Source organism: Nocardia sp. NPDC052566 (genome assembly GCF_044547285.1).
Lineage (GTDB): Bacteria > Actinomycetota > Actinomycetes > Mycobacteriales > Mycobacteriaceae > Nocardia.
On record NZ_JBIUAF010000002.1, the window covers coordinates 74,189 to 96,797 of the forward strand.

Consider the following 22,609-nt stretch of genomic DNA (forward strand, 5'->3'; position numbering starts at 1 on the left):
GTCGGTGACCCTTGTCCCTGCGTATTTCGCCGAACGACTCGCCGATCAGGAGGGCGCGCCCGCGCGTGCCTGGCTCGATCAATTGCCCACGCTGGCAGCGCGATTCACCGATCGTTGGCGGCTGACCGTCGACGGTCCATCGATGCACGGCTACGGTGGCCTGGTCCTGCCGGTGCGCCGTGACGACGGTACCGCCGCCATCCTCAAGCTGAATTACCTGACACCCGAGACCCGCGATGAACCGGTCGCGCTGGCGGCCTGGGCCGGTGACGGCGCGGTGCTGCTGTTCGACAGCGACGCCGAACACGGTGCGCTGCTGATGGAACGCCTCGAATCCGATCGTTCGCTGGAGCACGAGCCGATCGATGACGCGGTGCGCATCACCGCGCAACTCATGCGCAGGCTCGCCATCGCCGCACCGCCGGGCATCTCCCGCGACCTGCGCGCCGAGTCGGCGGTCTGGGCCGGGGAACTGCCCGCGGACTGGGCGCGGCTCGGTGAACCGTTCCCGCGCAAGATGCTCGACGCCGCCGTCGAAGCCTGCGCGCACTTCGGCGCCACCGCCGATCGGCTGCTGGTGAGCGAGGACCTGCACTTCGAGAACGTACTCGCCGCGACGCGCGAACCGTGGCTTGCCATCGATCCCCAGCCGCTGGCGGGCGATCTCGAATTCACCACCCTGTCGCTGCTGTGGAGCCGCCGGACCGAATCGGCGCTCGACGATCGCTTCGCCGCCGTGGTCGACATCGCCGGTCTCGACGCCGACCGGGCGCGTGCCTGGACATTGGTGCAGGCGGTGCGGAACTGGCTGTGGTTCGTCGAGGACCAGGACAGCACCGACCCGGGCTATCCGTCGGTCCGCGAGATCGGCCCGTGGGCGATGCGCTGAAACCCCACCGGAAAATTGGTGTGCGTGGCACCGATTAATCGGCGCGGCAAGGGGAGTCGACACAGCGACAGAGTTCGACTCACGCTGGAGGATTTCCATGACCACGACCGTTCCCGTCACCGCAGGCACACTGGCCGCCGAGGGTGGCAGGCTGTACTACGAGGTGCGCGGCAGCGGCCCGCTGCTGGTGATCGTCGGAAACCCGATGCATTCGGCGCCGTTCGCGCCGCTGGCGGAGCTGATGGCCGCCGACCACACGGTGCTGACCACCGATCCGCGCGGGCACTTCGGCAGCGCGCTCGCCGACGCGGACACCGTCACCGTGCCGGAACAGCGCGCCGAGGATCTGGCCGCCCTCATCCGGCACGTCGACGCCGGACCCGCGGTGGTGTTCGGCTCCTCCGGCGGCGCGATCACGACAACGGCTCTCCTGCAGGCGCATCCGGACCTGGTGCACACCGCCGTCCTGCACGAGCCGCCGCTGGTTCAGCTGCTCGACGACCCTGACGTACAGCGCGCGACCATCGACGACCTGGTCGCCACCTTCGCGGGCGGTGACGAGCTCGGCGCCGTGCGCAAGTTCATGCGCTACATCGGGCTCGAGCTGCCCGAGGACATGTTCCTGCAGGTGTTCGGCGGGGAGAAGTCGCAGGAGGAGGCCGCGAGCGAGGCCTACTTCTACCGCAACGACCTGCCGCGCACCGCGCTCTGGCGGCCCGACACCGAGGGGCTGCGCGCCGTGCCGGCCCGGATCGTCATCGGCATCGGTGACACCTCCGCCGGTCAGCTCTGCGACCGCACCTCGCGGGCGCTCGGCCGGCTGCTCGATATCGAGCCGACGGCGTTCCCCGGCGGGCACGGCGGGTTCATGGAGGATCCGACCGCATTCGCCGCCCGCTTGCGCGCGATCCTCGTCTGATCGTCCGTCCCGCGCGGCCCGTCCCAGCTCAGGCGGTACGGGCCGCGCGGTACTCGACTGATATTCGTTGGACATGGCTGCGATGCTCGGAGTGTGACATTCGTACCGCAAGGTTTTGCCGAGCAATTGGTCGACCATGACGGCGACGCGGCGCGCGCCTGGCTCGACGGACTCCCCGAACTCGCCGCCCGCTATGCCGACCGCTGGCGACTGACCTTCGACGGCGCCCCGATGCACGGCTACGCCGGGCTGATCCTGCCCGCCGTGCGCGACGACGACACCCGCGTCGTGCTCAAACTCAGTTATCCGGGCCCGGAAACCAAGGATGAACCGGTCGCGCTCGCCGCATGGGACGGCGAGGGCGCGGTCCGCCTGCTCGACTGCGATCGCGCCGATGACGTGCTGCTGCTCGAGCGGTTGGATTCGACCAGATCGCTGGACGACGAACCGATCGATTCCGCCGTCCGCACCGCCGCCGCACTCCTGCGCAGGCTCGCCGTTCCCGCGCCGCCCGGACTGTCGCGTGACCTGCGCACCGAGGCCGCGGCCATGGTCGAGGAACTGCCCGCGGACTGGGCGAATCTCGGCGAGCCCTTCCCGCGCAAGCTGCTCGACGCCGCGGTCGACGCCTGCGCGCAGCTCGGCCCGACCGCCGACCGGCTGCTGGTCAACGAGGATCTGCACTACGAGAACGTGCTCGCGGGCGAGCGGGAACCATGGCTCGTCATCGATCCCAAACCGCTCATCGGCGACCTCGAGTTCACCACCTTGGCGCTGCTCTGGAATCGCATGCCCGAATCCGGCCTCGACGACCGCTTCGCCGCACTCGTCGATATCGCCTGCCTCGATCCGGACCGGGCCCGCGCCTGGACCCTGGTGCGCGCGGTCCGCAATTGGCTGTGGTTCCTCGACGACGAGGACACCGAAGACGACGGCTACCTCGCCGTCCAGACGATCGCCCCCTGGGCGCTGTGCTGAACGACCATGCGCCGCAAGCCAGGCCCACGCAGCCGCCGCCCCGCCCACGCCCCGTGGCGCGACCGGCTCCGCGCCACTCCCACGGCCACCAGGCCGCCCACCCGCCCCACCTTCCGATTCCGCCGCAAGCGCTGACGGCCACGCAGCGCCGGTGATCGGGCCGCGGCGGTGCACCAGCCCGTTCCACCGCCGCACCGGGCGCGGGCCAGTCGAGCGCGGAGTGTGAGCGACACGCGCGCTGCGGTGAAAGTGGCGCCGCGCGCGGCATCGATAGCGTGGGGGTATGTATCCCGGCGATTCGGAGCGATGGCGGATCTATGAGCTAGACGCGGTTCGCGGGTTCGCGCTGTGCGGGATTCTGGTGGTGAACATCTGGCAGCTGACCGACATGCGGGTCACCCGCGCGCCCGGTGTACTCGATCCGCAGCGGCATGTGCTTTCGGTGGTGTTCGAGGGGCGGTTCTTCCCGATCTTCTCGTTCTTGTTCGGGTTGAGCTTCGCGCTGTTCCTCGACAGCGCGGCGCGGCGCACCGCCCGGCCGCGACTGGTGCTGGTGCGCAGGCTGGTCGCGCTGGGGGTGCTCGGCCTCGTCCATCACCAGTTCCAGCCAGGTGAGGCGCTGTTGCCCTACGCCATCGTGGGATTGGTGATCCTGCTGCCCGCGGCCTGGCTGCCGCGCTGGGTGGTGCTGGCGGCCGGGCTGGCGGGCACGGTCGGCGTCGCGTTCGCGCTCGGCGGCGGATTCGGGTTGGTACCAGGGCTTTTCCTGCTCGGGCTCGCGACGGCCCGTTTCGGCATCGCCGACACGCTCGACGATCGGGGCTGGCAGATCACCCTGCTGTTCGCGATCGCCGTTCCCGCCGCGATCGTCGCCGGGATGTGGGAGTACCGCACGCCCTATCTGAATTTGCTGGCCAGCCCGGCACCCGCGATCGCCGGATTGCTCGGCGCGCTGGCCTATCTGACCGGTGTCCTGCTGTTGCTGCGCACCGAGGCGGGCGAGATCGCCGCGGAGCTGCTGGTGCCGCTCGGCAGGCTGGCCCTGACCAACTACGTCACCGCGACCGCGCTGATCCTCGCCCTGGCACCGCTCATCGGCCTGCGCGATTCGACCCGCTACGGGATGGTGCTCGCGCTGGCCGCCGCGATCATCGTGGTGCAGGCGGTGTTCAGTTATGCCTGGCTGACTTGGTTCCGCTACGGGCCGTTCGAATGGGTTTGGCGCTGTGTGACCTGGTGGCAGCTGGTGCCGAATCGGCGCTCCAAGGGGGAGCGGCGCTACCTCGCCTCGGCGAAGAACGCGAAGTCGCGGCGTCGCTGAGAAGTACCGCGCGGTCCGCGCGCCGTCACCACACCGGCGGGAACCCTATGCAGACTGGTCGGTCATGGACCAGTTGGTGTTGGTGTTCGTGATCCTGTTCGCCACGATCCTGGCCGAGCCGCTCGCCGACCGTCTCGGTGTGGCGTCCGCGGTGCTGATGACGCTGTTCGGCGGTGCGGTCGCGCTCATTCCGGCCACACCGAACATCCACATCCCGCCCGACCTGATCCTGCCGCTGGTCCTGCCGCCACTGCTGTACGCGGCCGCGCGGCGAACCTCGTGGCGGCAGTTCGCGGAGAACTGGGGCCCCATCGCACTGCGGGCCTTCGGACTGGTGATCGCCACCACCGCGGCGGTGGCCGCGGTGTTCCACGCGTGGTATCCCGGGCTGCCGATCGCGGCGGCGATCGCGCTCGGCGCGCTGGTCGCACCGCCGGATCCGGTGGCCGCCACCGCGATGGCGAGCAAGCTCGGGCTGCCGCGGCGCTTGGTGGTGGTGCTCGGCGGCGAGGGACTGTTCAACGACGTCACCGCCATCGTCGTCTACGGCGTTGCCATTCAGGCCGTGGTCACCGGTCGCTTCTCGGCCTGGCATGCCATGGGCGAATTCCTGCTGTCCGCGGTGGTCGCGATCGTCGTCGGGCTGGTACTCGGCTGGGCGGGGAGCAAGCTCACGCGGTATCTGGCCCAGCCGACACTGCAGGTGGCGCTGAGCCTGCTGCTGCCGTTCGCCGCCTACGGCCTCGCCGACTACTGGTCGGGTTCGGCGGTGCTCGCGGTGCTGGTGTGCGCGCTGTATCTCACCGACGCGGCCACCGACTTCGGTGACAGCGGCTATCGGCTGGTCGGCGACTCGTTCTGGGAGATCACCGAAATGTTGTTGAGCGGCTTCGCTTTCGGGTTGATCGGCCTGGAACTCGGTGTGGTGCTGGAGGAGTCGAACGACGACAGGCCGCGGCTGCTCGCCTGTACGGCCGTCGTGGTCGCGACGGTGGTCGGTGTGCGGTTGATCTGGCTGCTGAGTACCTGGGCGATCGGCCGATCGTGGTTCCGCAGGCGCGATGCCGATGAGCCCTACACCTGGCGCGAGACGATCGTGACCTGGTGGGCGGGCATGCGCGGGGTCGCCACCGTCGCACTGGCGCTTGCCATTCCGTTCACCACCGATGCGGGCCGGAACTTCCCGGGGCGCAGCGAGATCCTGTTCATCGCCTTCGTGGTCGTGCTGTTCACCCTGCTGCTACAGGGCCCGACGCTCCCGCTGGTCGTCACGCTCACCGGCGTGCAGGCAGACACCAAACACGAGCGCGAGGTGGAACGCCAGCTCTGGGAACGGGTGGTGCGCGCCGAATTGAACCGCCTGAAACAGCTTGCGGCAGAGGAGGATCTGCCCGACGAGGTCTACGAGCAACTGCGCGACCGGTTCCGCTACCGCCTCGACCGGGCCGACCCGCAGGCCGCCGACGCGGAGGCCAAGGCGCAGGCCGAGCGAGACCTGCGCTCGGCCAAAAAGATTCGGGAAATCCGCAACGAGGTGCTGGAGGCGGGCCGCCGCGAAGCGCTGGCCGCCCGCCACGAAGCGGGTATGCCCCCCGATGTCGTCGACCGGGTCACCCGGCGCCTCGACCTGGGGTCCGCCTGGCGTTAGCGCGGTCCGGCCGCACCGACCGGAGCCGACCAAACGCGGTCGACGTAGGTCTCGAAATCCGTTGCGGGGCGGCCGAGCAGGTGCCGCACGGTATCGGTCGGCGCGCTGGTGTGCCCCGCTCGCAGCAGCGCGAACAAGGCGTTCAGTTCGTGCGCACCCTCCTGCGGCCAGCCCTCGGCGAGCAACTCGTCGCGGTACTCGTCGGGCGTCAGTTCCTGGTAGGTGATGGTGCGTCCGGAGCAGGCCGCGATGGCGGCGGCGGCTTGCGCGAAGGTGAGCGCGCGCGGCCCGGACAGCTCGTACACCTTTCCGTCGTGGCCGTCGCGGGTCAGCAGCGCCGCCGCGACCTCGGCGATATCGGCCACATCGATGAACGGCTCACCGATCGCGCCGATCGGCAGCGCGAGCCGCCCGGCGAGCAGCGGTGCGTGCCACAGGTCCTCGTCGAAGTTCTGGTCGAAGTTGTTGGCCCGCATGATCGTCCACTCGGCGCCGGAGCCGCGCACGGTGTCCTCCGCCACCGCCATACCGCGCCCGAACTGCGTCGTGTGCTCGAGCCCGCGACCGGATAGCACGACGAATCGCCGTACACCGGCCGCCACCGCCCGCGCGACGAAAGGCGGGATCGGCGCGGGATCCTCGGGCGCCACGAGGTAGACCGCTCGCGCGCCGTCCAGTACGGCGCCCCAGCCCGCCGGCTCCGCCCAATCGAAGCGCACCTCACCCGAGCGGGATGCCGCCCGCACCTGTGCGCCGTCGGCACGCAGTCGTTCGACCACTCGCCGCCCGGTCTTGCCCGTCGCGCCCAACACTGAAATCGTCATGCTTCGAGTCAATCCCGGCGGTCCGCGCCCGGCCATGGGCGAGCGTCCGCGGCGCATGTCCGATCATCCGGGCGCGACCGTGGTCACGACCTGTCGCCCGCACCTTCTACCGTGGCGGGGTGGACCCGTTCGACGATCTGTTACGCAGTGTGCGCGCCGAGGGCGCCCTATTCGGCAGACCGGTGCTGACCGCGCCCTATGCGGTGCGCTTCACCGACGCCAGCGCGCTCACCCTGGTTGTGCCGCTGCGGGGCGCCGGCTGGTTGGTCGTCGATGGTGAGTCGCACCACGTCGGGGTCGGTGAGGCCGCGATCGTCCGTGGGCCCGAACCATTCGTCTTCACCGACGATCCGGCGCGACAGAGCGTCGTGGTGGACGTGTGCTGCGCGGCCGCCGGGGAACCGACCGGTGAGACCGTGTTGCTCGCCGGTGCGTACGGGATCGACCGTGCGGTGCCGCCCCGGCTGCTGCGGGTACTGCCGCGTGTACTCGTGCTGCCCGACGACGGGCCGGACTGCGCCCCGCTGCGCGGCTATCTCGAGGCGCAGCTGGCCGGTGATCACCCCGGCCGTCAGATCGTGCTCGACCGAATGCTGGACTGGCTGCTCGTGTGCACGCTGCGGACCTGGTTCGATCGAGAGGCGCCGTCGTGGTATCGCGCGCTGACCGACGACGTGGTCGGCCCCGTGCTGCAGGCGATGCACGAATCCCCGGGCACGCCATGGACTCTCGCGTCGCTCGCGGCGCGGTCGGGTGTCTCGCGGACCACCATGGCCAAACGCTTCGCCGAGGTGGTCGGCGAGCCGCCGCTGTCCTATCTGACCGACTGGCGGATGACCGTCGCCGCGGATCTGCTCGCCAGGCCGGGCGCCACCGTCGCGGCGGTGGCCAAGCGGGTCGGCTACGCGGACGCGTTCGGGTTCAGTTCCGCGTTCAAGCGGGTGCGTGGGCTCAGCCCGAGCGAATACACCCGCAGCGCTTGACGATTCGGCGCTCGCCGGTTCAGTTCGCCGGGATTCCGGACTGGCGGATCGCGTCGAGTACTTCGGCGTAGGTGAGAGTCGCTGTTACGGTGGCGGTTTCGGACGGTACGTCGATATCGACGTACTCGACGCCGTTGAGTCCGCGCAGTTGCTGTTCGACGACGACCGCGCCCTCGCGCGTCACATTCGGCAGAGTGATTGTGTATGTCATGTTTCGCGCATACACGGAATCTGGAGTTCCAAACGGAATTACCGCCGCTGTTTGACCGAGATTCTTCCGGGAATAGCCGTCCTGTAATGCAACTCGACGCAACAGGAATGTCATGATCATCATCATCGGTCTCGTCGTTTTGATCGCCTCGGTGATCGTCGGAGTCGCCGGAGTGGTCGCCAACAGTGGCGAAACGCATACCCTGCCACAGGGTTTCACCGTGTTCGATTATCACTTCGCCGGATCGACCGCACTGCTGTTCGTCGGCGGTATCGTGCTCGGCGCCATCGGCATGTTCGGCCTGACACTGCTGCTGAGCGGTGTGTGGCAGCAGTCGCGGCGCAGCACCGCGGCGCGGCGGGAGTTGCGCAGGTCGCGCCGGGAGATGGCCGCCACGCGGCGTGACCTCGCCAAGGCCCCCGCACCGGCTTCGACCCCACCGGCTTCGACCGCCGCTCCGCGGGAGCGCGGCTGGAATCGGTTCATCGGCAAGCCGTCCGGTCCGGCCACGACATAAGTACAGAAAAGGATATGACCATGATTGTTCTCGGCCTGATTCTCCTCGTCCTCGGATATCTCCTCGGTATTCCGCTGCTCACCACGGCAGGCATCATCCTGCTGATCATCGGCGCGGTGCTGTTCCTCATCGGCTCGGTCGGCCATCCGGTCGGCGGCCGCAGGCACTATTACTGATGATCGTGTGACGCTCCGGCCGGTGTCGTAAACAGATCCGGCCGGAGCGTTTCGCGGCCTGCGCCGCAACACCTTTCGCTCGAGCGACGCAACTGCGCACCGCGCTCGCGCACCATGGCACGCCGGACCTCGCTGGTCGGGTATGCCGCAGAATCCGCCGGAAACGGTCGGTTCGTCAGACGCCGGCGACGCCGGCCAGCTGTCCGATGCCGTAGGTGACCGCCATGGCAAGTGCACCGCCGATGATCACCCGCAACACCGCGCGGCCGCGTTCGCTACCGCCGAGCCGCGCGCTCACCGAGCCGGTGATCGCCAGGGCAACCAGCACCGCGGCGAAGGTCACCGGAATGCGCGCCGGTGTCGGCGGAAGCAGGATGGCGAGCAAGGGTAGTAGCGCGCCGAGGGTGAACGAGATGGCGGAGGAGAAGGCCGCCTGCCACGGGTTGGTCAATTCGTGCGGATTCAAACCCAATTCGGCCTCGGCGTGTGCGGTGAAGGCATCGTGCGCGGTCAGCTCCTCGGCGACCTGGCGCGCGGTGTGTTCCGAAAGTCCTTTGGCCCGATAGATATCCGCGAGCTCGGCCAGTTCGTAATCCGGCTCTTCGCGTAATTCCTTGCGTTCCTTGGCGAGTAGCGCGCGTTCGGAATCGCGCTGGGTGCTCACCGAAACGTATTCGCCGACCGCCATCGAGATCGCGCCCGCGGTCAGGCCCGCGATGCCCGCGGTGAAGATGGCGTTGGTGCTCGTTGTCGCCGCGGCGACGCCGACGACCAGGCCCGCGGTCGAGACGATGCCGTCGTTCGCGCCGAGTACGCCGGCGCGCAACCAGTTCAGCCTGGTGGCCAGATTGTCGCCGTGCGGTTCGTGTGGATGCGGTGTGCCGAGATCGCTGTCCATGAGCTGGAGACTATGTCAACGTCCGGACAAAATCGGCCAGGCGGACCGCGAGCGCGACGATGGTCAGGGTCGGATTCGCGTGCCCGGTGGTCGGGAACACCGAGCTACCGGCGATGAACAGGTTGGCGATCCCATGTACCCGGCAGTCGGTGTCGACCACGCCGGAGCGCGGATCCGCCGACATGCGGGTCGTCCCGGTCGGATGCGCCCAGTCGGTCAATTCCGGCGGCAGGTCGCTGCCGGGCCGGGCCCACGCGTGCAGGGCGGGGGCCGGATAGCCGAGCCTGGCGAATTCGGCGACCGCGAGCGCGGAGGCCCGGCGCACGGTGCGGTCCTCCTGCTCGTGCACCTGCCAGTCGACCATGGCCAGTGGAACCCCGAGCCGATCGGTGCGTTCGGTGAGCGTCACCCGGCTGGCCGGGTCCGGCGCTTGTTCGACCATGCAGCGCAATTCGATGCGCGCCAGCTTGTGCGGCAGCCCGGTGCGCCGGATCAGCCTGCGGCGCACGCCGGCCAGCAGCAGGCCCGAATTCGCCAGCGCCACCCGCGCGTCGTGCCGATCGCCGCGGCCGCGCAGCAGTTGCTTCACCGAATCCCACGGATCGTCCTCGGCAGGCACCTCCTGTAGCCAGAGCGCGCAGTTGAGCAGGCCCTCCGCCTCCTGCACGGCCCGGGAGAGCGCGACGCCGTGCAGGAACGTGTGGTTGCCGTTGGGCGTTTTGACGACGTACTTGCCGAAGCGGGTGAGTGCGCCGTCGGCGATCGCGGGATCGAGCGTGCCGACCGCGCCGCAGCGGTGATCCATCAGGTAGCGCCCGACCACATCGTGCCGGTTGCCGACCCCGTGTGGCTGAATTCGATTGGAGGCCAGCAATAGTCGCGGATTCTCGATGCCGCCGGTGGCCAGCACGAACCAGCGGGCGCGCACGGTTCTGCGGCGCTGTTCGGCATCGGCGACCTCGAGCGATTCGACGACGGTGCAGGCCCGGTCGGTGGTGAGATGGGTGACCGTCGCCTCGATGACGACCCGGACATTGTGCGCGGCAATGTCTTTCACGTGCTCGCCGAATCGCTTGCAGTCGAACGGATCCACCGGATCGCGGCTGATCTGCCAGAAGTACGGGCGCAGGTTGGCGGTATCCATGGCGTCGCGCGGGTGCGGCCGCCCGGCCAGTTTCCAGAACGCGTCGTCGGTGAAACCGGCGCCGTAGCCGAGGCCGAGGTGATCGGCGGCCCGTGCCAGATACGGTGCGAGCGTCTCCGGTGTGATCGGCCAGCCGGAATGGGGAACCCAACCGCGGTGCGCGAAGTCGAGGTCGTCGAGCGGTGCGCATCGGCCGCTCCACGTGTGCGAACTGCCGCCGAGTACCCGATCGCCGGGTACCCGTTGCGGCTGCGCCCGGCGCGCCCCCACATTCTCGATCTCGCCGAGCTCGCCGGTCAGCTCGCGCGGCCGCAGGCCGCCGCTTTCCAGCACCAATACCCGCAGTGCGGTGCCGGCGAGTTCGGTCGCGATCGTCAATCCCGCCGGGCCGGAGCCGATCACGCAGACGTCGGCGATCAGTGCTTCGTCCCCGATCTCGCGCAGATCATCGATACGCAACGACGGACCTCCCCGTTCGTCCCGCGACGCCCCCTTGCTCGCGATGCGTCCAGCCTATGCCGGTCGCCGCCGTCGCACCGTCGTTTCAGCAGCCCGCGGCCATGAACGCGCGCATATAGCCCGCGGATTGGCGAATGTACATCCACGTCCAGAACTTCGGCCCGGAGTCGCTCGGGCTGGCCACCATGGTCAGCTCACCGTCGAAGCAGCGGCCGATGATGTACCTGGCGCGGGACACGTGCGGGGTGTAGGTCACCACGATCAGGTGCCGCCAGCCGAATTCTGCTGCGCGGCGCTTGATTTCGTGCGCTTCACCCTCGGTCGACCACGGCTCGGGCACGAAACAGTCCACCCGGAAACTGAATTCGCCCGCGCAGTACTTGTCCATCTCCCTGTCGTCGGCGCCGGTGGAGCGCGAGATCAGCAGCCTGGGCGCGTATCCGCGCTGCGCCAGATCCAGCCCGACGTCGAAGCGTTCGTAGGCGGTGCCGCCGAGTACGACGATCGCGTCCGCCGGGCGCAGCGGGTCGACCTGTGGGTGCACGTACACCGGCAGCCCTGCCGCCCCCAGCACCACGACCAGGGCTAGCAGCGCGCCGAACAGGATTCCAGCTCGTCGTAGGCCGGGCACGCTCTCGACGATACCGGCCGCCCGTCAGCGGGCATCCCAGCTGATCCGATGGTCGAACATCCAGTTCAGCGAGCCGATGCCGGCCTTGGCGGCCCGCTTCAGGAAGAACGGCGTCAGCTGCCTGACCACCCAGCGGCCCGCGCCGTTCGTGGCTTTGTCCCCACTGGTGTCGGCGCCGTGCTTGACCACCCGCTCCACCCGGTCGCGTCGCCGGTTCTCGAAGGCCGCGAACGCGTCTGCCGTATCCGGGATGTCGCGCAGGCAGATCGCGAGCGTCACCGCGTCCTCGACGGCCATCGAAACACCCTGGCCCGACGAGGCGGCCACCGCGTGGGCGGCGTCGCCGACGATGACCATGGTGTCGTTGTGCCACGTGCGCACCGTCGGCATGTCGAACTGGTTGAAGCCGGGGACGAACGTCTCGTCGGGTGTGCCCGCCGCGATCCTGGCCGCAGGGCCCTTGTCCGCGGACAGCAGTTCGACCAACTGCTCGCGGAACCGCGCGGGCGTGGTCGTCGCGGATTCCTCCGGCGTCAGTGCCTGCGGGCGTGGCACATTCGCGAACCACCAGATCTCGCCCTCGGGGGAGACCAGATAACCGAAGAACACCTTCTTGCCGAAGATCATGTTGTAAATGCCCGGCCGCAGCCCGAGTTCGGCGTGCAGCGCCCGATCGGTGACGAAGCCGCCGAGCCCGTACATGCCGAGATAGTGCGCCTTCGGCGCCGTCGGATCGATGATCTCCCTTGTCCTGGAACGGATTCCGTCGGCGCCGATGAGCAGGTCCGCCGTCATGGTGCTGCCGTCGGCGAACGAGGCGAGTACGCCGCCGTCCGGTGTCGGCGCCGCGTCGACCAGTCGCTTGCCGTACTCGTAGCGCACGCCGCGGCGGGCCGCTTCGAGATTGAAGGCCCGGTACAGGTCGCGGCGCTTCGCGCTGTGCGTGATGGTGCCGTCGGGCAGGACGCCGCCGAGCGGCAGATCGGTGATGTGCTTGCCCGCGCTGGTCGCGAACGCCATCGTGCCGGTCGGATGGCCGGTCTCGGTCACCACGTGGTGCGCGTCGATCAGCGACAGTGCCGACAGGCCGTTCACCGCCACCGTCAGGTAGGCGCCGATCTGCTCGGCCGCCGCCTCCTGGTACGCCTCGCAGACGATCGGCTCCAGGCCGGCCCGCTGCAGTGCCATCGCGGTCACCGGCCCGGCGATCCCGCCGCCGATGATCAGTGCCTTCTTCATGGTCGTGTCTCCCATCGAATATCTCGACTGTGCTGTATCTTGATGTTCAAGACATTAGTAGTTTGACTATCAAGAGGTTTGAATGTCAAGAGAAGATGTGGAAGCACTCCGTGCGCGCGTAGGGCACGAATCGCAGGCGCTACAGGCCGCGGTCGACAACATCGACCAGGCCGCATCCGTCTTTCTGGGGATCAACCGCACCGACCTGCGCTGCCTGGAAGTGCTCATGCAAGGGGAGTCGACACCCGGCGCACTCGCCGCCGAACTCGGCCTCACCAGCGGCAGCGTCACCACGATGCTCGACCGCCTCGCCAAACTCGACTACGTCACCCGGCATCCGGAGCCGGGGGATCGCCGCAAGACCGTCATCCGGATCACCCCGGAAGCCATGAACAGGGCGATGCAGATCTACGGTCCCATCGCCGAGGAGGGCTTCGGCGAGATCTCCACCTACACCGCCGCCGAACTGAACCTGATCCTCGACTTCCTGACCCGCAGCCGCCAACTCCAAGAGCGCCACCGCGCCCGCATCGCCGCCCTCCCACGGCCGTGAGACCACCCGGTTCGTGGCCGCCACTCCGGATCGGGGTAGTACACACCCTTTATGGCAGCTGCACACCCTTTGTGCTGGGTGTGCAGCTGCTACAGAGGGTGTGTGCACTATGCGTCGTTATGCCTCATGCGAGGAGGACGGGGAGGGTGGTGAGGCCGTGCGAGCGCCAGGAGGCGCGGTATTCGAGATCGGTTGCGGGGATGGCGAGTTGGGCTTTGGGGTAGCGGGTGAAGAATTCGGGGACCACTGCGTCGATGATCAGGTCGGTGGCCTGGGCGCCGAGGCAGTAGTGGGGGCCGCGGCCGAACATCAGGCTGGGGCGGCCTGCGCGAGCGGGATCGGAGTCTGCGCCGAATATCGACAGCAGGACGGTGTCGCCCTTCGGGATGGTGGTGTCGCCGATGACTACGTCCACCGTGGAGAATCGGCGGATCGCGAAAGGGAGAGGGTCGGCGCGCTCGATCAGCTCGCTACGCTGGATCGGCCATGCGGAGACGGCTTGCTCGGCGCCATCGGCAAGGAGCAGCTCGGCAATCACGTTGCCGCACAGGTAGGTCGTGTTTTCGAGCCCTGCCATCATCAGTAGGAAGGCCAGTGAGACGAGCTCGTCCTCGGACAGAGCGCCCTCGCCGTCCCGGGCTCGCACCCACCCGCTGATCAGATCGTCGCCGGGCTCGGCACGTTTGGCCAGCACCAGCTCCGTGAATGTTGTTGTCAGCCAGCCGACGGCCGTCACCAGACGTGCCGCGGATTCTTTCGACGTGGGATCGAAGGTGAACATCGCCATCGCCGCATCCCGCAGTCGGGGCAGCAGAGCGCCCGATACTCCGAGCATCTCGCCGATTACGAGCGCGGGCATCGGCGCACAGAGGTGCTCGATCAGATCGACTGGGCCACTGGTCTTCTCATCCAACGATGCGAACACCACCCCGGCGATCCGCGTAACCGCGGCGCGCAGACCGTCGGCTGACCGCCGCGAGAACGCGGGCGCGGCCAGCCGCCTTATCCGCCCGTGCTCATCGCCGTCCATATTCAACAGGTTCCGGTCCAGTGCGGGCGGTAGCGCGAACCCTGTGTATCCGGTGCCTGAGTGCCGCTTGTCGAGGCTCAGCCGTGGATCGGCGAGCATGGCCGCGACATCGTCATATCCGGCGATCACCCAAACCTGGTGTCCGCCCGGGAGTTCGGCCTTCTGAACTGATCCGCGCCATTCCGCGTGATCGTCCCAACGCGTGCTCGCCGACATCCCGATCGTCACCATATCCACCCTCATCAGTTCCGCCGCCACGCCACCCCGCAGCCTACTGGCTTCGCGGGAACGGGCAGCTCGACCGTCATCAGGCGAATCGCCCTCATCCGATCGCCGCGACATCGACTCTCTGCCGCCTACCGCCCGTCGAATAACCGGAGTTCGGCTGCCACCGCGCGAAAGACCGTCATCGCACCCGTGATCAGGTCTGCGGGCGGGGCGCGCCGACTTATCGATCGGTGGCGGCGGATTGCTTGCGGGGTGGTTTCGCCGGCGGCGGATGGTCGTGTCGACCTCGGTGACGGCGGTGTGGGCGAGTGTGCCGTAGGCGTCGTGGGGCGAGGTGGCAGGCAAGGCGTGCATTGTCGATGGGGGTTCATCGGCCGCGCGATCGATAGCGGCATGGAGCGTCAGCGAATTCGGGTGTCCGGTAGGGGCCCGCCGACGGCGTGGTGGCCTGGCGATTGTGTGGTGCTCGGGAGCGTCGGCGGGTTCGATGACCTCAGCGGGCGGTCGGCGCCGTCTGTCTGGGTGTGGTGTCGCCGGCGCGGATGGCTGCGTGTACCTCGGGGATCGCGGTGCGGATGAGGGTGCCGTAGGGGTTGTCGGGCAGCGTGTCCGAGCAGGCGCGTGCCTTGTCGATGTGGTGTTCGGCGGCGTCGAAGGAGCGCAGTCTGCGGTAATTGTCGGCGAGGTTGAGGTGTAGTGAGGGGTAGAAGGCGCGGACGTCGAGGCCCGAATGGTAGTGCGCTAGACGGTCGTTGGTGAGGGTGTCGGCGGCGTCGAGTGCGCGGAGGTCCCAGGTGAGTGCCTGTGCCGCATCGTCGTACAGGTCGGCCAGGTAGTGGGCGAGCGTGCACCGGTGCATCGGATCTCCGTGCGGCCCTAGGGTTTCCCAGATCGCCAGCAGCTCCGCCCGTGCCGTAGCCGGATCGCCTTCGCGGCCGAGCACGACGGCTCGGGTGATGGCGGCCATCGTGTCATCGGTTGGCGTCGTGGTCATGGTCGGCTCCATTTCGGTTGGTGGCGTGCGGGTTACGCATGGGCATGGCGAGCGTGGTGAGGGATCCATCGGTTGCGGAGCGGACGACGACCGGTTGATCGGGTGCGGCGATGTCGACCATGATTTCCGGGCCGACCGCCGTGTCGATGGCCGCATGCAGGAGTGCGGGATCGAAGCAGATCTCGACGCTCGCTCCGGTTACCCGCGCAGGGATGCTGCTGTGCGCGTGGCCATCCGGGGCAGTGACAGTGAGTCCCGCCGAGTCGATGGAAAGCGACAGTGCCACTGCGGTTTCGCCGATCGCATCGAGCAGCCGCCGCCGATCCACCACCACGCGGGTGCGGACCCGTGGCACACCGGTGAGAACCGCCCGATAGTCCGGAAACGACTCATCGAGCGTGCCGCAGCGCCGCGCGCCGCCCGCGCCGGTCAGTACGAGTTCCCGCTCCGCCGCGGCGAGCGCGACCTCGTCCAGGTCGCGCAGCCACTCGGTGAGGTGCGTCAATTCGCCCGCGTCGACCACCACCGACCAGTCGGGGCCCGCGTGGTCGTGCGGCACCAGGGTCCGCGTGGACAGCCGGTAGCGGTCGGTCGCCGTCAACGTCAGCGCAGTGGCGTTCGCCTCGACGAGCACACCGGCGAGCACCGGGATCTCGCGGTCGAGCGCCGCCGCGTGCCGCACCTGGTCGATGGCCTCCGCCAGCGTCGCCGTCGACAGCGTCAGCTGTCCGGCCCGGCCGAACTCCTTCTTGATCGCCTCGGCCACCGCGGCCGCCTCCCGTGCCCGCCGGGAAAGATCGTCGACGTGCTCGTCGAGCAACCGCCCCGCCTGGCCCGTGTCGCCCGACAAGATCGCCGACACGGCCTCCAGCGGCATATCGATCGCCCGCAGTCGGCGAATCAGCGTCGCCCGCGCGCACTGCGCCTCGGCGTAGTACCGATAGCCGGTCACCTCGTCGACGCTCGCGGGTACCAGCAGCCCGCAATCGTCGTAGAACCGCAGTGCGCTCGCGGTGAGCCCACTCGCTCTGGCCAGCGCGCCGATCGTGATCAACCCATCGGTATCGGAATCTGTCACGCACCCCATCCTGGAGCTTCGACCTACCTGAAGGTCAAGCGGCGGGGACCCGGCCGACGTACGCGCTGACAGGACGCACGCTCATGTTCCGCTCGGCGTGCCCTCCTGGTCGACGAATCCCTCCCAGAGGTAGTCGCGGGCGCGGGTCAGTGCGACGTGGCGATGGTGGGGCTGATCGTCGTCGGCGTCGACGAAGCGGAAGACGGCGAGAAAGTTGAGGCCCTTGGCGCGGTGCACGGTGCCGACCTTGACGGCTTCGTGGTGGCTGCCGTCGAATTTGTCCAATGGCATCGTCGCGATGCCCGCCGCGTTCAGCGCGGCGCTCAGCCGGTCGCAGGTGCGGTTGGTGCGCGTCAGCACCGCGATATCGGAAAGTGCTGCGCCACAATGATGTATCGCACGCACCAGCGCCTCGATCAGATGCGCGTCCGCCCCGTGTTCGACCTCGATGCGCCCGCCGGGCAGTATGGCGTCGGCGTCCGACAGCGGCACGGCGGGCACGCCCTCGGTGCCGTCGACCGCGTTCACCGCCCCGGCTTCGACCGCGTACCGGTGGATATTGGCCCGGTTCCGGTAGTTGACGCGCAGGGTGACGCTGCGCCCGACGACATCGATGCCCGCATCGCGCAGCCGCCAGCCACCCGGATACATCTGCTGCTGGAAGTCGTCGACGACCAAGAGTGGCGCGGCCGACCCGCCACCGGCGATGCTGTGCGCCAGCCGGATCGAGTTCAGCGTGAGATCCTGTGCCTCGTCGACGACGACGAGGCCGTAGGGCTGCTCGATCGGTGTGGCGCGCACCGAATCCAGTGCGACGGCGATCACGTCGTTGAAGTCGAGATCCCCGGACTCGCTCATGTACTCCTGATACGGCAGATACAGCTCGTGCCACACTCGGCTGAGCTGCTCACGGTCCAGCCGGTGGCGCGCGATGCGCCGATTCCGCTGGTATTCGGCGAGTTCGGTGAGGCCGTTGCCCTTGATGACGCGGTGGATCTCGTCCTGCCAATAGCCGCGGTCGGGGTGCCACTGCTCGAACGAGGTCGTCCGGCGGGCCCAGGCGCGGCGAAAAGCGGTCTCCGTCTGCGTCGTCGACGCCGGGTGGAACTCGATGCCGCGCTGTTTGAGCAGCCGCCTGGCGTACGCGTGCAAGCTGGTGAACTCCGCGCGCTCGCCGACCTCGGGCGCCAGCCGGTGGAAGTCGTTCTGCATGCACGCCGCCAGCGAGCGCACATGGGTGAGGAACAGCAGCCGTCCTGGACGCTGGCGCGCGTAGCGGACCATCCGGTGCAGCGCGATGAGCGACTTCCCGGTTCCCGCAGGACCATTGATCCGCGCGCACCCGTTGAACGTGCGGTTCACCAGTGCCCGCTGGTCGGGGTCGAGATAGATCCGCCAGGTTTCCAGCGGCCGGGCCAGCGTCGCCGCGCGCTGCCCGCCGAGCACCTCGGACTTTTCGAACAATCCCTGTGTCACACCGATTTCCGCGGCATCGCTGTCCGGGACGACGAGCGGCATGTAGTCGGTGCGCGAGATCACCTGCCCGATCACGGCGCGCACCTGTTCGGGTGAGAACTGCTGCTCGGCCTCCATGAGCAGGCGCTGGAAGCGGCCGATCCCGATGATCTCGAATCGGCCGTCGGCTTGGCGCCGGGTCGACTCCGAGACCAGCAGTGCGACCCGGATCCGTTGTGACACAGGCGAACCCTGACGGAATCGCAGCCCGGCCAGCACCCCTTCGAGGTTGCCGCGAATCCTGTTCAACTCGATGACCGGCGGTATCGCGCCCGCGAAAACCAGCGCGAACAGTCCGTGCTCGCCGACCAGTATCGCGTCGGCGTGCCCGCGCGGCGTATGCGGTATGCGCGGATGAACGAGTAACCGCCAACCGCGCTCGACCAGTGGGACGGATAGGAAGTTGCGATGCTCCGATGTCAGATCGGGAAGTGCCGCAAGGGTTTTCAATGCACGATGGCGACGACGTTCTCGGCGGATGTCGGTCACGATCGACCCCCCTCTTCCGGCCCGCGATCGTTCAACGTTACGGAGGGCGGAATTGGGTTGGCGGCGAAGTTATCTCGTCGATTCCGAACCTTCACCGGGCACCTGCGGCCGGTTACCCGGCGTGGTCGGCCCGTTGCCGGTCGGTGATCCGCCGGTGGCCCGAACGAGATGTGATGGGCAGGAGATTGGAGGAATGGGGCGGCCGGGCGCGTCGGTAACCCTCGCGCACCCCTCGAACGCAAGTCGACACTATCGCCGGCCGTTGGTGCGGCCTCGTTCCCGGTGCGGTTTCCGCACGACTGATCTCCTGTCCCACCACTGGCGATGGTGTTCACATCGAGAGTGCACTGTGCCAGACGCCGATAATCGGTGAATAAACGCTCGCCGTTAGCTGGTCGCGGAGGAGCCGTACAGGGTGCCGAGGGTCGGCGGTGTCAGCCCGGCGCGCTCGAAGATGTCGGCGGCCTCGCGCAAGGCCAGCTCGGCGGCGCGCTGCCGGCCTTGTGCGCCGAGCGCGGCGGCGCGCAGCGCCATGGCCCTGGCTCGGTCGATCGGGTCGGCGGCGGTGCTGAGCAGGTGTAGTGCCTCGTCCGCGTGGGTTTCGGCATCGACCACTTTGCCCGCATGCAGATGGATCTGCGCCAGCCGGGTGCGCGCCCACCCCTCCCACAGCCGGACGCCGTTGCGCTGCGCCGCGCGCAGGGCCTCGGTGCCGAGTTCGATCGCCCTCGCGTGCTCGCCGCGCATCGACAGGGTTGCCGCGAGTTCGTGCATCGCCCAGCCGAGCGCCACCGGATTGTGCGAGTCGTGCGCGAGGTCGATCGCCCGCTCCGCCATCTCCACCGCCGCGTCGTATTGTCCTGCCTCGCAATAGGTTCGGGTGACCAGTGCGAGACACCACGCCTCGATCGAGCGATCGCCGAGCAGGCGCGCGTAGCGGGTCGCGTTGTCGAAATGCCCGCGCGAGGCTTCCGGGTCGCCCAGCCGTCGCGCCGCGATGCCGAGCAGCACCTGTGCGAGCACCGACAGCCTGCGGTCGGCATCGGTCTCGGCCGCGATGGATACCGCGCGCAGATGTTCGAGGCTCGCCGCCACCTCGCCGAGCCCGACCTGCAGTATGGCGCCCAGCGCGACCCTGAGCCGCCGCTGCGCCGCCGGGTTGCCGACGCGAATCGCGGTGTCCAGCAGGGCCTCGAACGCCTGAGACAGCTCGCGCGCTGCCGTACCGGCATCCATCAGCTCGGCCATCACCCAGGCCAGATCGGCGGCCACCTCGAGTGCGGGGCCGCCGACGCGGGCCGCCTGATGGTGCAGCGCGATGACCACCGGCCGCTCGGTGTCGTTCCACTCCTGACCGTCCGCGCCGCCGCCGAACGCGCGGCCGGGCACGGTGGTCGGCACGAGCAGCCTGGTGTTGTTGCTGTAATCGATCGCGCACAACAGGTTCTTGGCGCTGGCCAGGTAGTAGTCGAGCAGCCGCACCAGCACGGCGGATTCGTCCTCGTCGGCGAGGGTCTGCGCGTACAGCCGCAGCAGATCGTGGAATCGGTAGCGGCCGGGCGCGGTGGTCTCCAGCAGGCTCAGATCGACCAGTGATTCGCACACCCGCTCCGCCGCGCCCGCGGGGATGCCGAGCATCGCGGCGGCGCCGTCGAGCGGCAGATCCGGCACGTCGGCGAGCGCGATCGTGCGAAAAGCCTTGGCCTGCTCGGCATTCAGCTGACCGTAGCCGATGCGGAAGGCGGCCGCGACCGCCAGTTCACCGGTCTCCAGTTCGGCGAGGCGGCCGGTCTCGTCGGCCAGCCGTGCGGCGAACGAGGCGATCGTCCACCGCGGCCGCACCGCGAGCCTGGCACCGACGATCCGCACCGCGAGCGGCAGGTAACCGCAGTGCTCGACCACCCGGCGCGCTTGATCCGCTTCGGCGGCAACACGTTCGGCGCCGAGGATGTGGACGAGCAGTCGCATCGCCTCGTCGGCCCGCAGCACGTCGAGCCTGGTGCGGCGGATCGCGGGCAGCTCGGTGAGCGCCGAGCGGCTGGTGATCAGCACCGAGGTGCCCGGTGTGCCCGCGAGCAGCGGGGTGAGTTGCGCACTGTCGCGGGCATTGTCGAGCACGATCAGCATGCGCCTGCCGGACAGGCGGGTGCGCAGTTGCGCGGCGCGGTCGTCGACCGTCGGCGCGATATCGCCCTCCGGAATGCCGAGTGCGCGCAGGAATCCGCCGAGTGCGTCGCCAGGGGGAGTCGGCACGGCGTCGGCGCCGTGCAGGTTCACGTACAGCTGCCCGTCCGGGAAGTGCTTGCGCACTCGATGCGCGACATGCAGTGCGAGCGTGGTCTTTCCGATGCCGCCCATGCCGCCGACCGCCGAAATCGCCACCGCGCTCGCGCCATCGGTGAGCTGCGCGGCCAGTTCGCCGACCAGCCGCTCGCGGCCGGTGAAATCGGCGATGTCGGGCGGCAATTGGGCGGGCACGATCTCGACGGCGGCCGGGCGAACCGCGCGCGGCGGCGGCATCTCGGCGCGCAGGATCCGCTCGTGCACCTCGGTCAGTTCGGGACCGGGTTCGACGCCGACGCCGTCGACGAGCGCGCGCCTGGCCCGCGCGTAGGCGTCGAGTGCCTCGGCCTGCCGTCCGCAGTGGTAGAGCGCGGTCATCAGCAGCGCGCGCAACTTCTCCCGCAGGGGGTGCTCGCCGATCAGCGCGCCGAGTTCGGCCACCGCCTGCGCACTGCGGCCGGTTTCGATGTCGAGGCGGAGCCGGTCCTCCAGGATCGCCAGCCGCCACTGTTCGAGCCTGGCGCGCTGCCGCTCGGCGAACGGGCCTGGCAGCCCGCTCAACGCGGGGCCGCGCCAGCAGGCAAGCGCGGCGATCAACGCGTCGCGCGCGGCGGCGGAATCGCTGTCGCGTATCCGCGCCGCGGTCGCGACGAGCTGTTCGACCTGTGCCACGTCGACCGACTCCGGTGCGACCCGCAGCACGTATCCGTCGCCGACCGACACCAGCACCGAGGACGGCCCGCGCGCCACCCGCCCCGGTTCCAGCGCGCGCCGCAGCTGCGCGACATGGGTGCGCAGCGCGGGAATCGCGCGCGGCACCGGGTGTTCGCCCCAGATCGCCTCGACGAGTTCGGCCGCGGTCACCGACTTTCCGGCGCGCAGCAGTAGCGCCGCCAGCACCGCACGACGCTGCGGCGGTCCCAGTTCCAGCGGCGCCTCCCCGCGCCAGCCTTGAACCTCGCCCAAAACCACGAATTGCACTTACCCGACCTCCCGGACCCCGGCAGTTTACGCGGATGTCGATTGTCCGGCTCGTTCATTGGTCGACTATTCGTCACTGATTCGCGCGACGGCGCTTGTAAATATTGCCATTCCACATTCGGGTCGGATTCGATGCGGTGGCGAAATGGGTTGTTCGCACAGGCCGATTATCTGTCGGCCGACCGGTCACTTGCGAGTGATGAGCTCCAGGGCGATGTTGTCCGGATCGCGGAATTCGAGGATGTAGCTGTAGCCGATATCCTTGATCGGCTCGTGTGCGATGCCGCATTCGTCGAGATGTGCTGCGGCCGCTTCGAGTTCGGTCAGCGACGCGACCGAGAAGGCGAGATGGTCGAGGCCGACCCGGTTTTCGTCGAATCCGTCCGCGCCGACGGGACGCAGCCCGAGCAATCCGTGCTCCAGCCGGTAGATCACCCCGCCGAACAGGAACCAGAACTTCTCCCGCGTCGCCTCGTCCGCGCCTTCCGGCACCTCGAGGGCGACCGGCCACCCGAACACCTTGTCGTAGAAGGCCCGTGACCGTGCGATATCGCACACGGTCAGTCGGATATGCGCAATGGAACTCGCTGAGATCGACACGTACTCCATGCTGGCACGCCG

Annotated in this window: 21 protein-coding genes; 9 read left to right on the plus strand and 12 right to left on the minus strand. The window is 68.7% G+C overall.

Annotated features, from left to right (window positions below; all coding sequences use genetic code 11):
* Positions 1-4: 4 nt before the first annotated feature.
* The 5 genes from ACIG5A_RS07740 to ACIG5A_RS07760 all read left to right on the plus strand — a co-directional run bounded on the left by ACIG5A_RS07740 (position 5) and on the right by ACIG5A_RS07760 (position 5,755).
* Positions 5-889 carry an aminoglycoside phosphotransferase family protein gene (locus ACIG5A_RS07740; protein WP_397239015.1) on the plus strand — a complete coding sequence of 295 codons (885 nt, stop codon included), beginning with the start codon at positions 5-7 and terminating at the stop codon, positions 887-889.
* A gap of 97 nt (positions 890-986) precedes the next feature.
* Positions 987-1,808 carry an alpha/beta fold hydrolase gene (locus tag ACIG5A_RS07745; protein WP_397239017.1) on the plus strand — a complete coding sequence of 274 codons (822 nt, stop codon included), beginning with the start codon at positions 987-989 and terminating at the stop codon, positions 1,806-1,808.
* A gap of 93 nt (positions 1,809-1,901) precedes the next feature.
* The gene (locus ACIG5A_RS07750; protein ID WP_397239019.1) at positions 1,902-2,786 is read left to right on the plus strand and encodes an aminoglycoside phosphotransferase family protein; all 885 of its coding nucleotides are present in this window, start codon (positions 1,902-1,904) and stop codon (positions 2,784-2,786) included.
* A gap of 283 nt (positions 2,787-3,069) precedes the next feature.
* Complete coding sequence (locus ACIG5A_RS07755; RefSeq protein WP_397239021.1) at positions 3,070-4,107, plus strand: DUF418 domain-containing protein; 1,038 nt, start codon at positions 3,070-3,072, stop codon at positions 4,105-4,107.
* A gap of 64 nt (positions 4,108-4,171) precedes the next feature.
* The gene (locus ACIG5A_RS07760) at positions 4,172-5,755 is read left to right on the plus strand and encodes a Na+/H+ antiporter (protein WP_397239023.1); all 1,584 of its coding nucleotides are present in this window, start codon (positions 4,172-4,174) and stop codon (positions 5,753-5,755) included.
* On the opposite strand, the gene ACIG5A_RS07765 is transcribed toward ACIG5A_RS07760, so the two are convergent.
* Complete coding sequence (locus ACIG5A_RS07765; protein WP_397239025.1) at positions 5,752-6,579, minus strand: NAD(P)H-binding protein; 828 nt, start codon at positions 6,577-6,579, stop codon at positions 5,752-5,754. The genes ACIG5A_RS07760 and ACIG5A_RS07765 overlap by 4 nt on opposite strands.
* Positions 6,580-6,698: 119 nt before the next feature.
* Between ACIG5A_RS07765 and ACIG5A_RS07770 the strand changes: the two genes are divergently transcribed.
* Entirely contained in the window at positions 6,699-7,562 is an 864-nt protein-coding gene (locus tag ACIG5A_RS07770; RefSeq protein ID WP_397239027.1) for an AraC family transcriptional regulator, read from the plus strand.
* 19 nt (positions 7,563-7,581) lie between these two features.
* Here the strand turns inward: ACIG5A_RS07770 and ACIG5A_RS07775 are convergent, their stop codons facing one another.
* Positions 7,582-7,773 (minus strand): heavy-metal-associated domain-containing protein, encoded by a 192-nt coding sequence (locus ACIG5A_RS07775; protein ID WP_397239029.1) that lies wholly within the window; start codon positions 7,771-7,773, stop codon positions 7,582-7,584.
* Between the two features lie 112 nt (positions 7,774-7,885).
* Here ACIG5A_RS07775 and ACIG5A_RS07780 point away from each other — a divergent pair, with 112 nt between their 5' ends.
* Together ACIG5A_RS07780 and ACIG5A_RS07785 are read left to right on the plus strand one after the other, a co-directional pair.
* On the plus strand, positions 7,886-8,290 hold the full coding sequence (locus tag ACIG5A_RS07780) for a hypothetical protein (protein WP_397239031.1): 405 nt from the start codon (positions 7,886-7,888) through the stop codon (positions 8,288-8,290).
* 20 nt (positions 8,291-8,310) lie between these two features.
* Positions 8,311-8,466, plus strand: coding sequence for a DUF6131 family protein (locus ACIG5A_RS07785; RefSeq protein ID WP_397240571.1), 156 nt, complete (start codon positions 8,311-8,313; stop codon positions 8,464-8,466).
* Positions 8,467-8,641: 175 nt separating this feature from the next.
* Here ACIG5A_RS07785 and ACIG5A_RS07790 read toward each other — a convergent pair whose 3' ends face one another.
* From ACIG5A_RS07790 to ACIG5A_RS07805, 4 genes are all read right to left on the minus strand, one after another.
* Positions 8,642-9,364 carry a VIT family protein gene (locus tag ACIG5A_RS07790; protein ID WP_397239033.1) on the minus strand — a complete coding sequence of 241 codons (723 nt, stop codon included), beginning with the start codon at positions 9,362-9,364 and terminating at the stop codon, positions 8,642-8,644.
* 10 nt (positions 9,365-9,374) lie between these two features.
* Entirely contained in the window at positions 9,375-10,967 is a 1,593-nt protein-coding gene (locus ACIG5A_RS07795) for a GMC oxidoreductase (RefSeq protein WP_397239035.1), read from the minus strand.
* Positions 10,968-11,052: 85 nt separating this feature from the next.
* The gene (locus ACIG5A_RS07800; RefSeq protein WP_397239037.1) at positions 11,053-11,598 is read right to left on the minus strand and encodes a YdcF family protein; all 546 of its coding nucleotides are present in this window, start codon (positions 11,596-11,598) and stop codon (positions 11,053-11,055) included.
* A gap of 24 nt (positions 11,599-11,622) precedes the next feature.
* Complete coding sequence (locus ACIG5A_RS07805) at positions 11,623-12,852, minus strand: FAD-dependent monooxygenase (protein WP_397239039.1); 1,230 nt, start codon at positions 12,850-12,852, stop codon at positions 11,623-11,625.
* A gap of 67 nt (positions 12,853-12,919) precedes the next feature.
* Here ACIG5A_RS07805 and ACIG5A_RS07810 point away from each other — a divergent pair, with 67 nt between their 5' ends.
* Positions 12,920-13,390, plus strand: a complete 471-nt coding sequence (locus tag ACIG5A_RS07810) for a MarR family winged helix-turn-helix transcriptional regulator (RefSeq protein WP_397239041.1) — start codon at positions 12,920-12,922, stop codon at positions 13,388-13,390.
* A 124-nt stretch (positions 13,391-13,514) separates the two neighbouring features.
* Here ACIG5A_RS07810 and ACIG5A_RS07815 read toward each other — a convergent pair whose 3' ends face one another.
* The 6 genes from ACIG5A_RS07815 to ACIG5A_RS07840 form a co-directional block, all read right to left on the minus strand.
* A complete protein-coding gene (locus ACIG5A_RS07815; RefSeq protein WP_397239043.1) occupies positions 13,515-14,651 on the minus strand; it encodes a cytochrome P450 in 1,137 nt (378 codons plus the stop codon).
* 490 nt (positions 14,652-15,141) lie between these two features.
* Entirely contained in the window at positions 15,142-15,642 is a 501-nt protein-coding gene (locus tag ACIG5A_RS07820) for a hypothetical protein (RefSeq protein WP_397239045.1), read from the minus strand.
* Positions 15,620-16,720, minus strand: a complete 1,101-nt coding sequence (locus ACIG5A_RS07825) for a MerR family transcriptional regulator (protein WP_397239047.1) — start codon at positions 16,718-16,720, stop codon at positions 15,620-15,622. Before ACIG5A_RS07825 ends, ACIG5A_RS07820 begins: the two co-directional genes overlap by 23 nt.
* A gap of 81 nt (positions 16,721-16,801) precedes the next feature.
* Entirely contained in the window at positions 16,802-18,724 is a 1,923-nt protein-coding gene (locus tag ACIG5A_RS07830) for a UvrD-helicase domain-containing protein (protein ID WP_397239049.1), read from the minus strand.
* 387 nt (positions 18,725-19,111) lie between these two features.
* Positions 19,112-21,988 (minus strand): BTAD domain-containing putative transcriptional regulator, encoded by a 2,877-nt coding sequence (locus ACIG5A_RS07835; protein WP_397239051.1) that lies wholly within the window; start codon positions 21,986-21,988, stop codon positions 19,112-19,114.
* Positions 21,989-22,174: 186 nt separating this feature from the next.
* On the minus strand, positions 22,175-22,588 hold the full coding sequence (locus ACIG5A_RS07840) for a VOC family protein (RefSeq protein ID WP_397239053.1): 414 nt from the start codon (positions 22,586-22,588) through the stop codon (positions 22,175-22,177).
* Positions 22,589-22,609 lie beyond the last annotated feature (21 nt).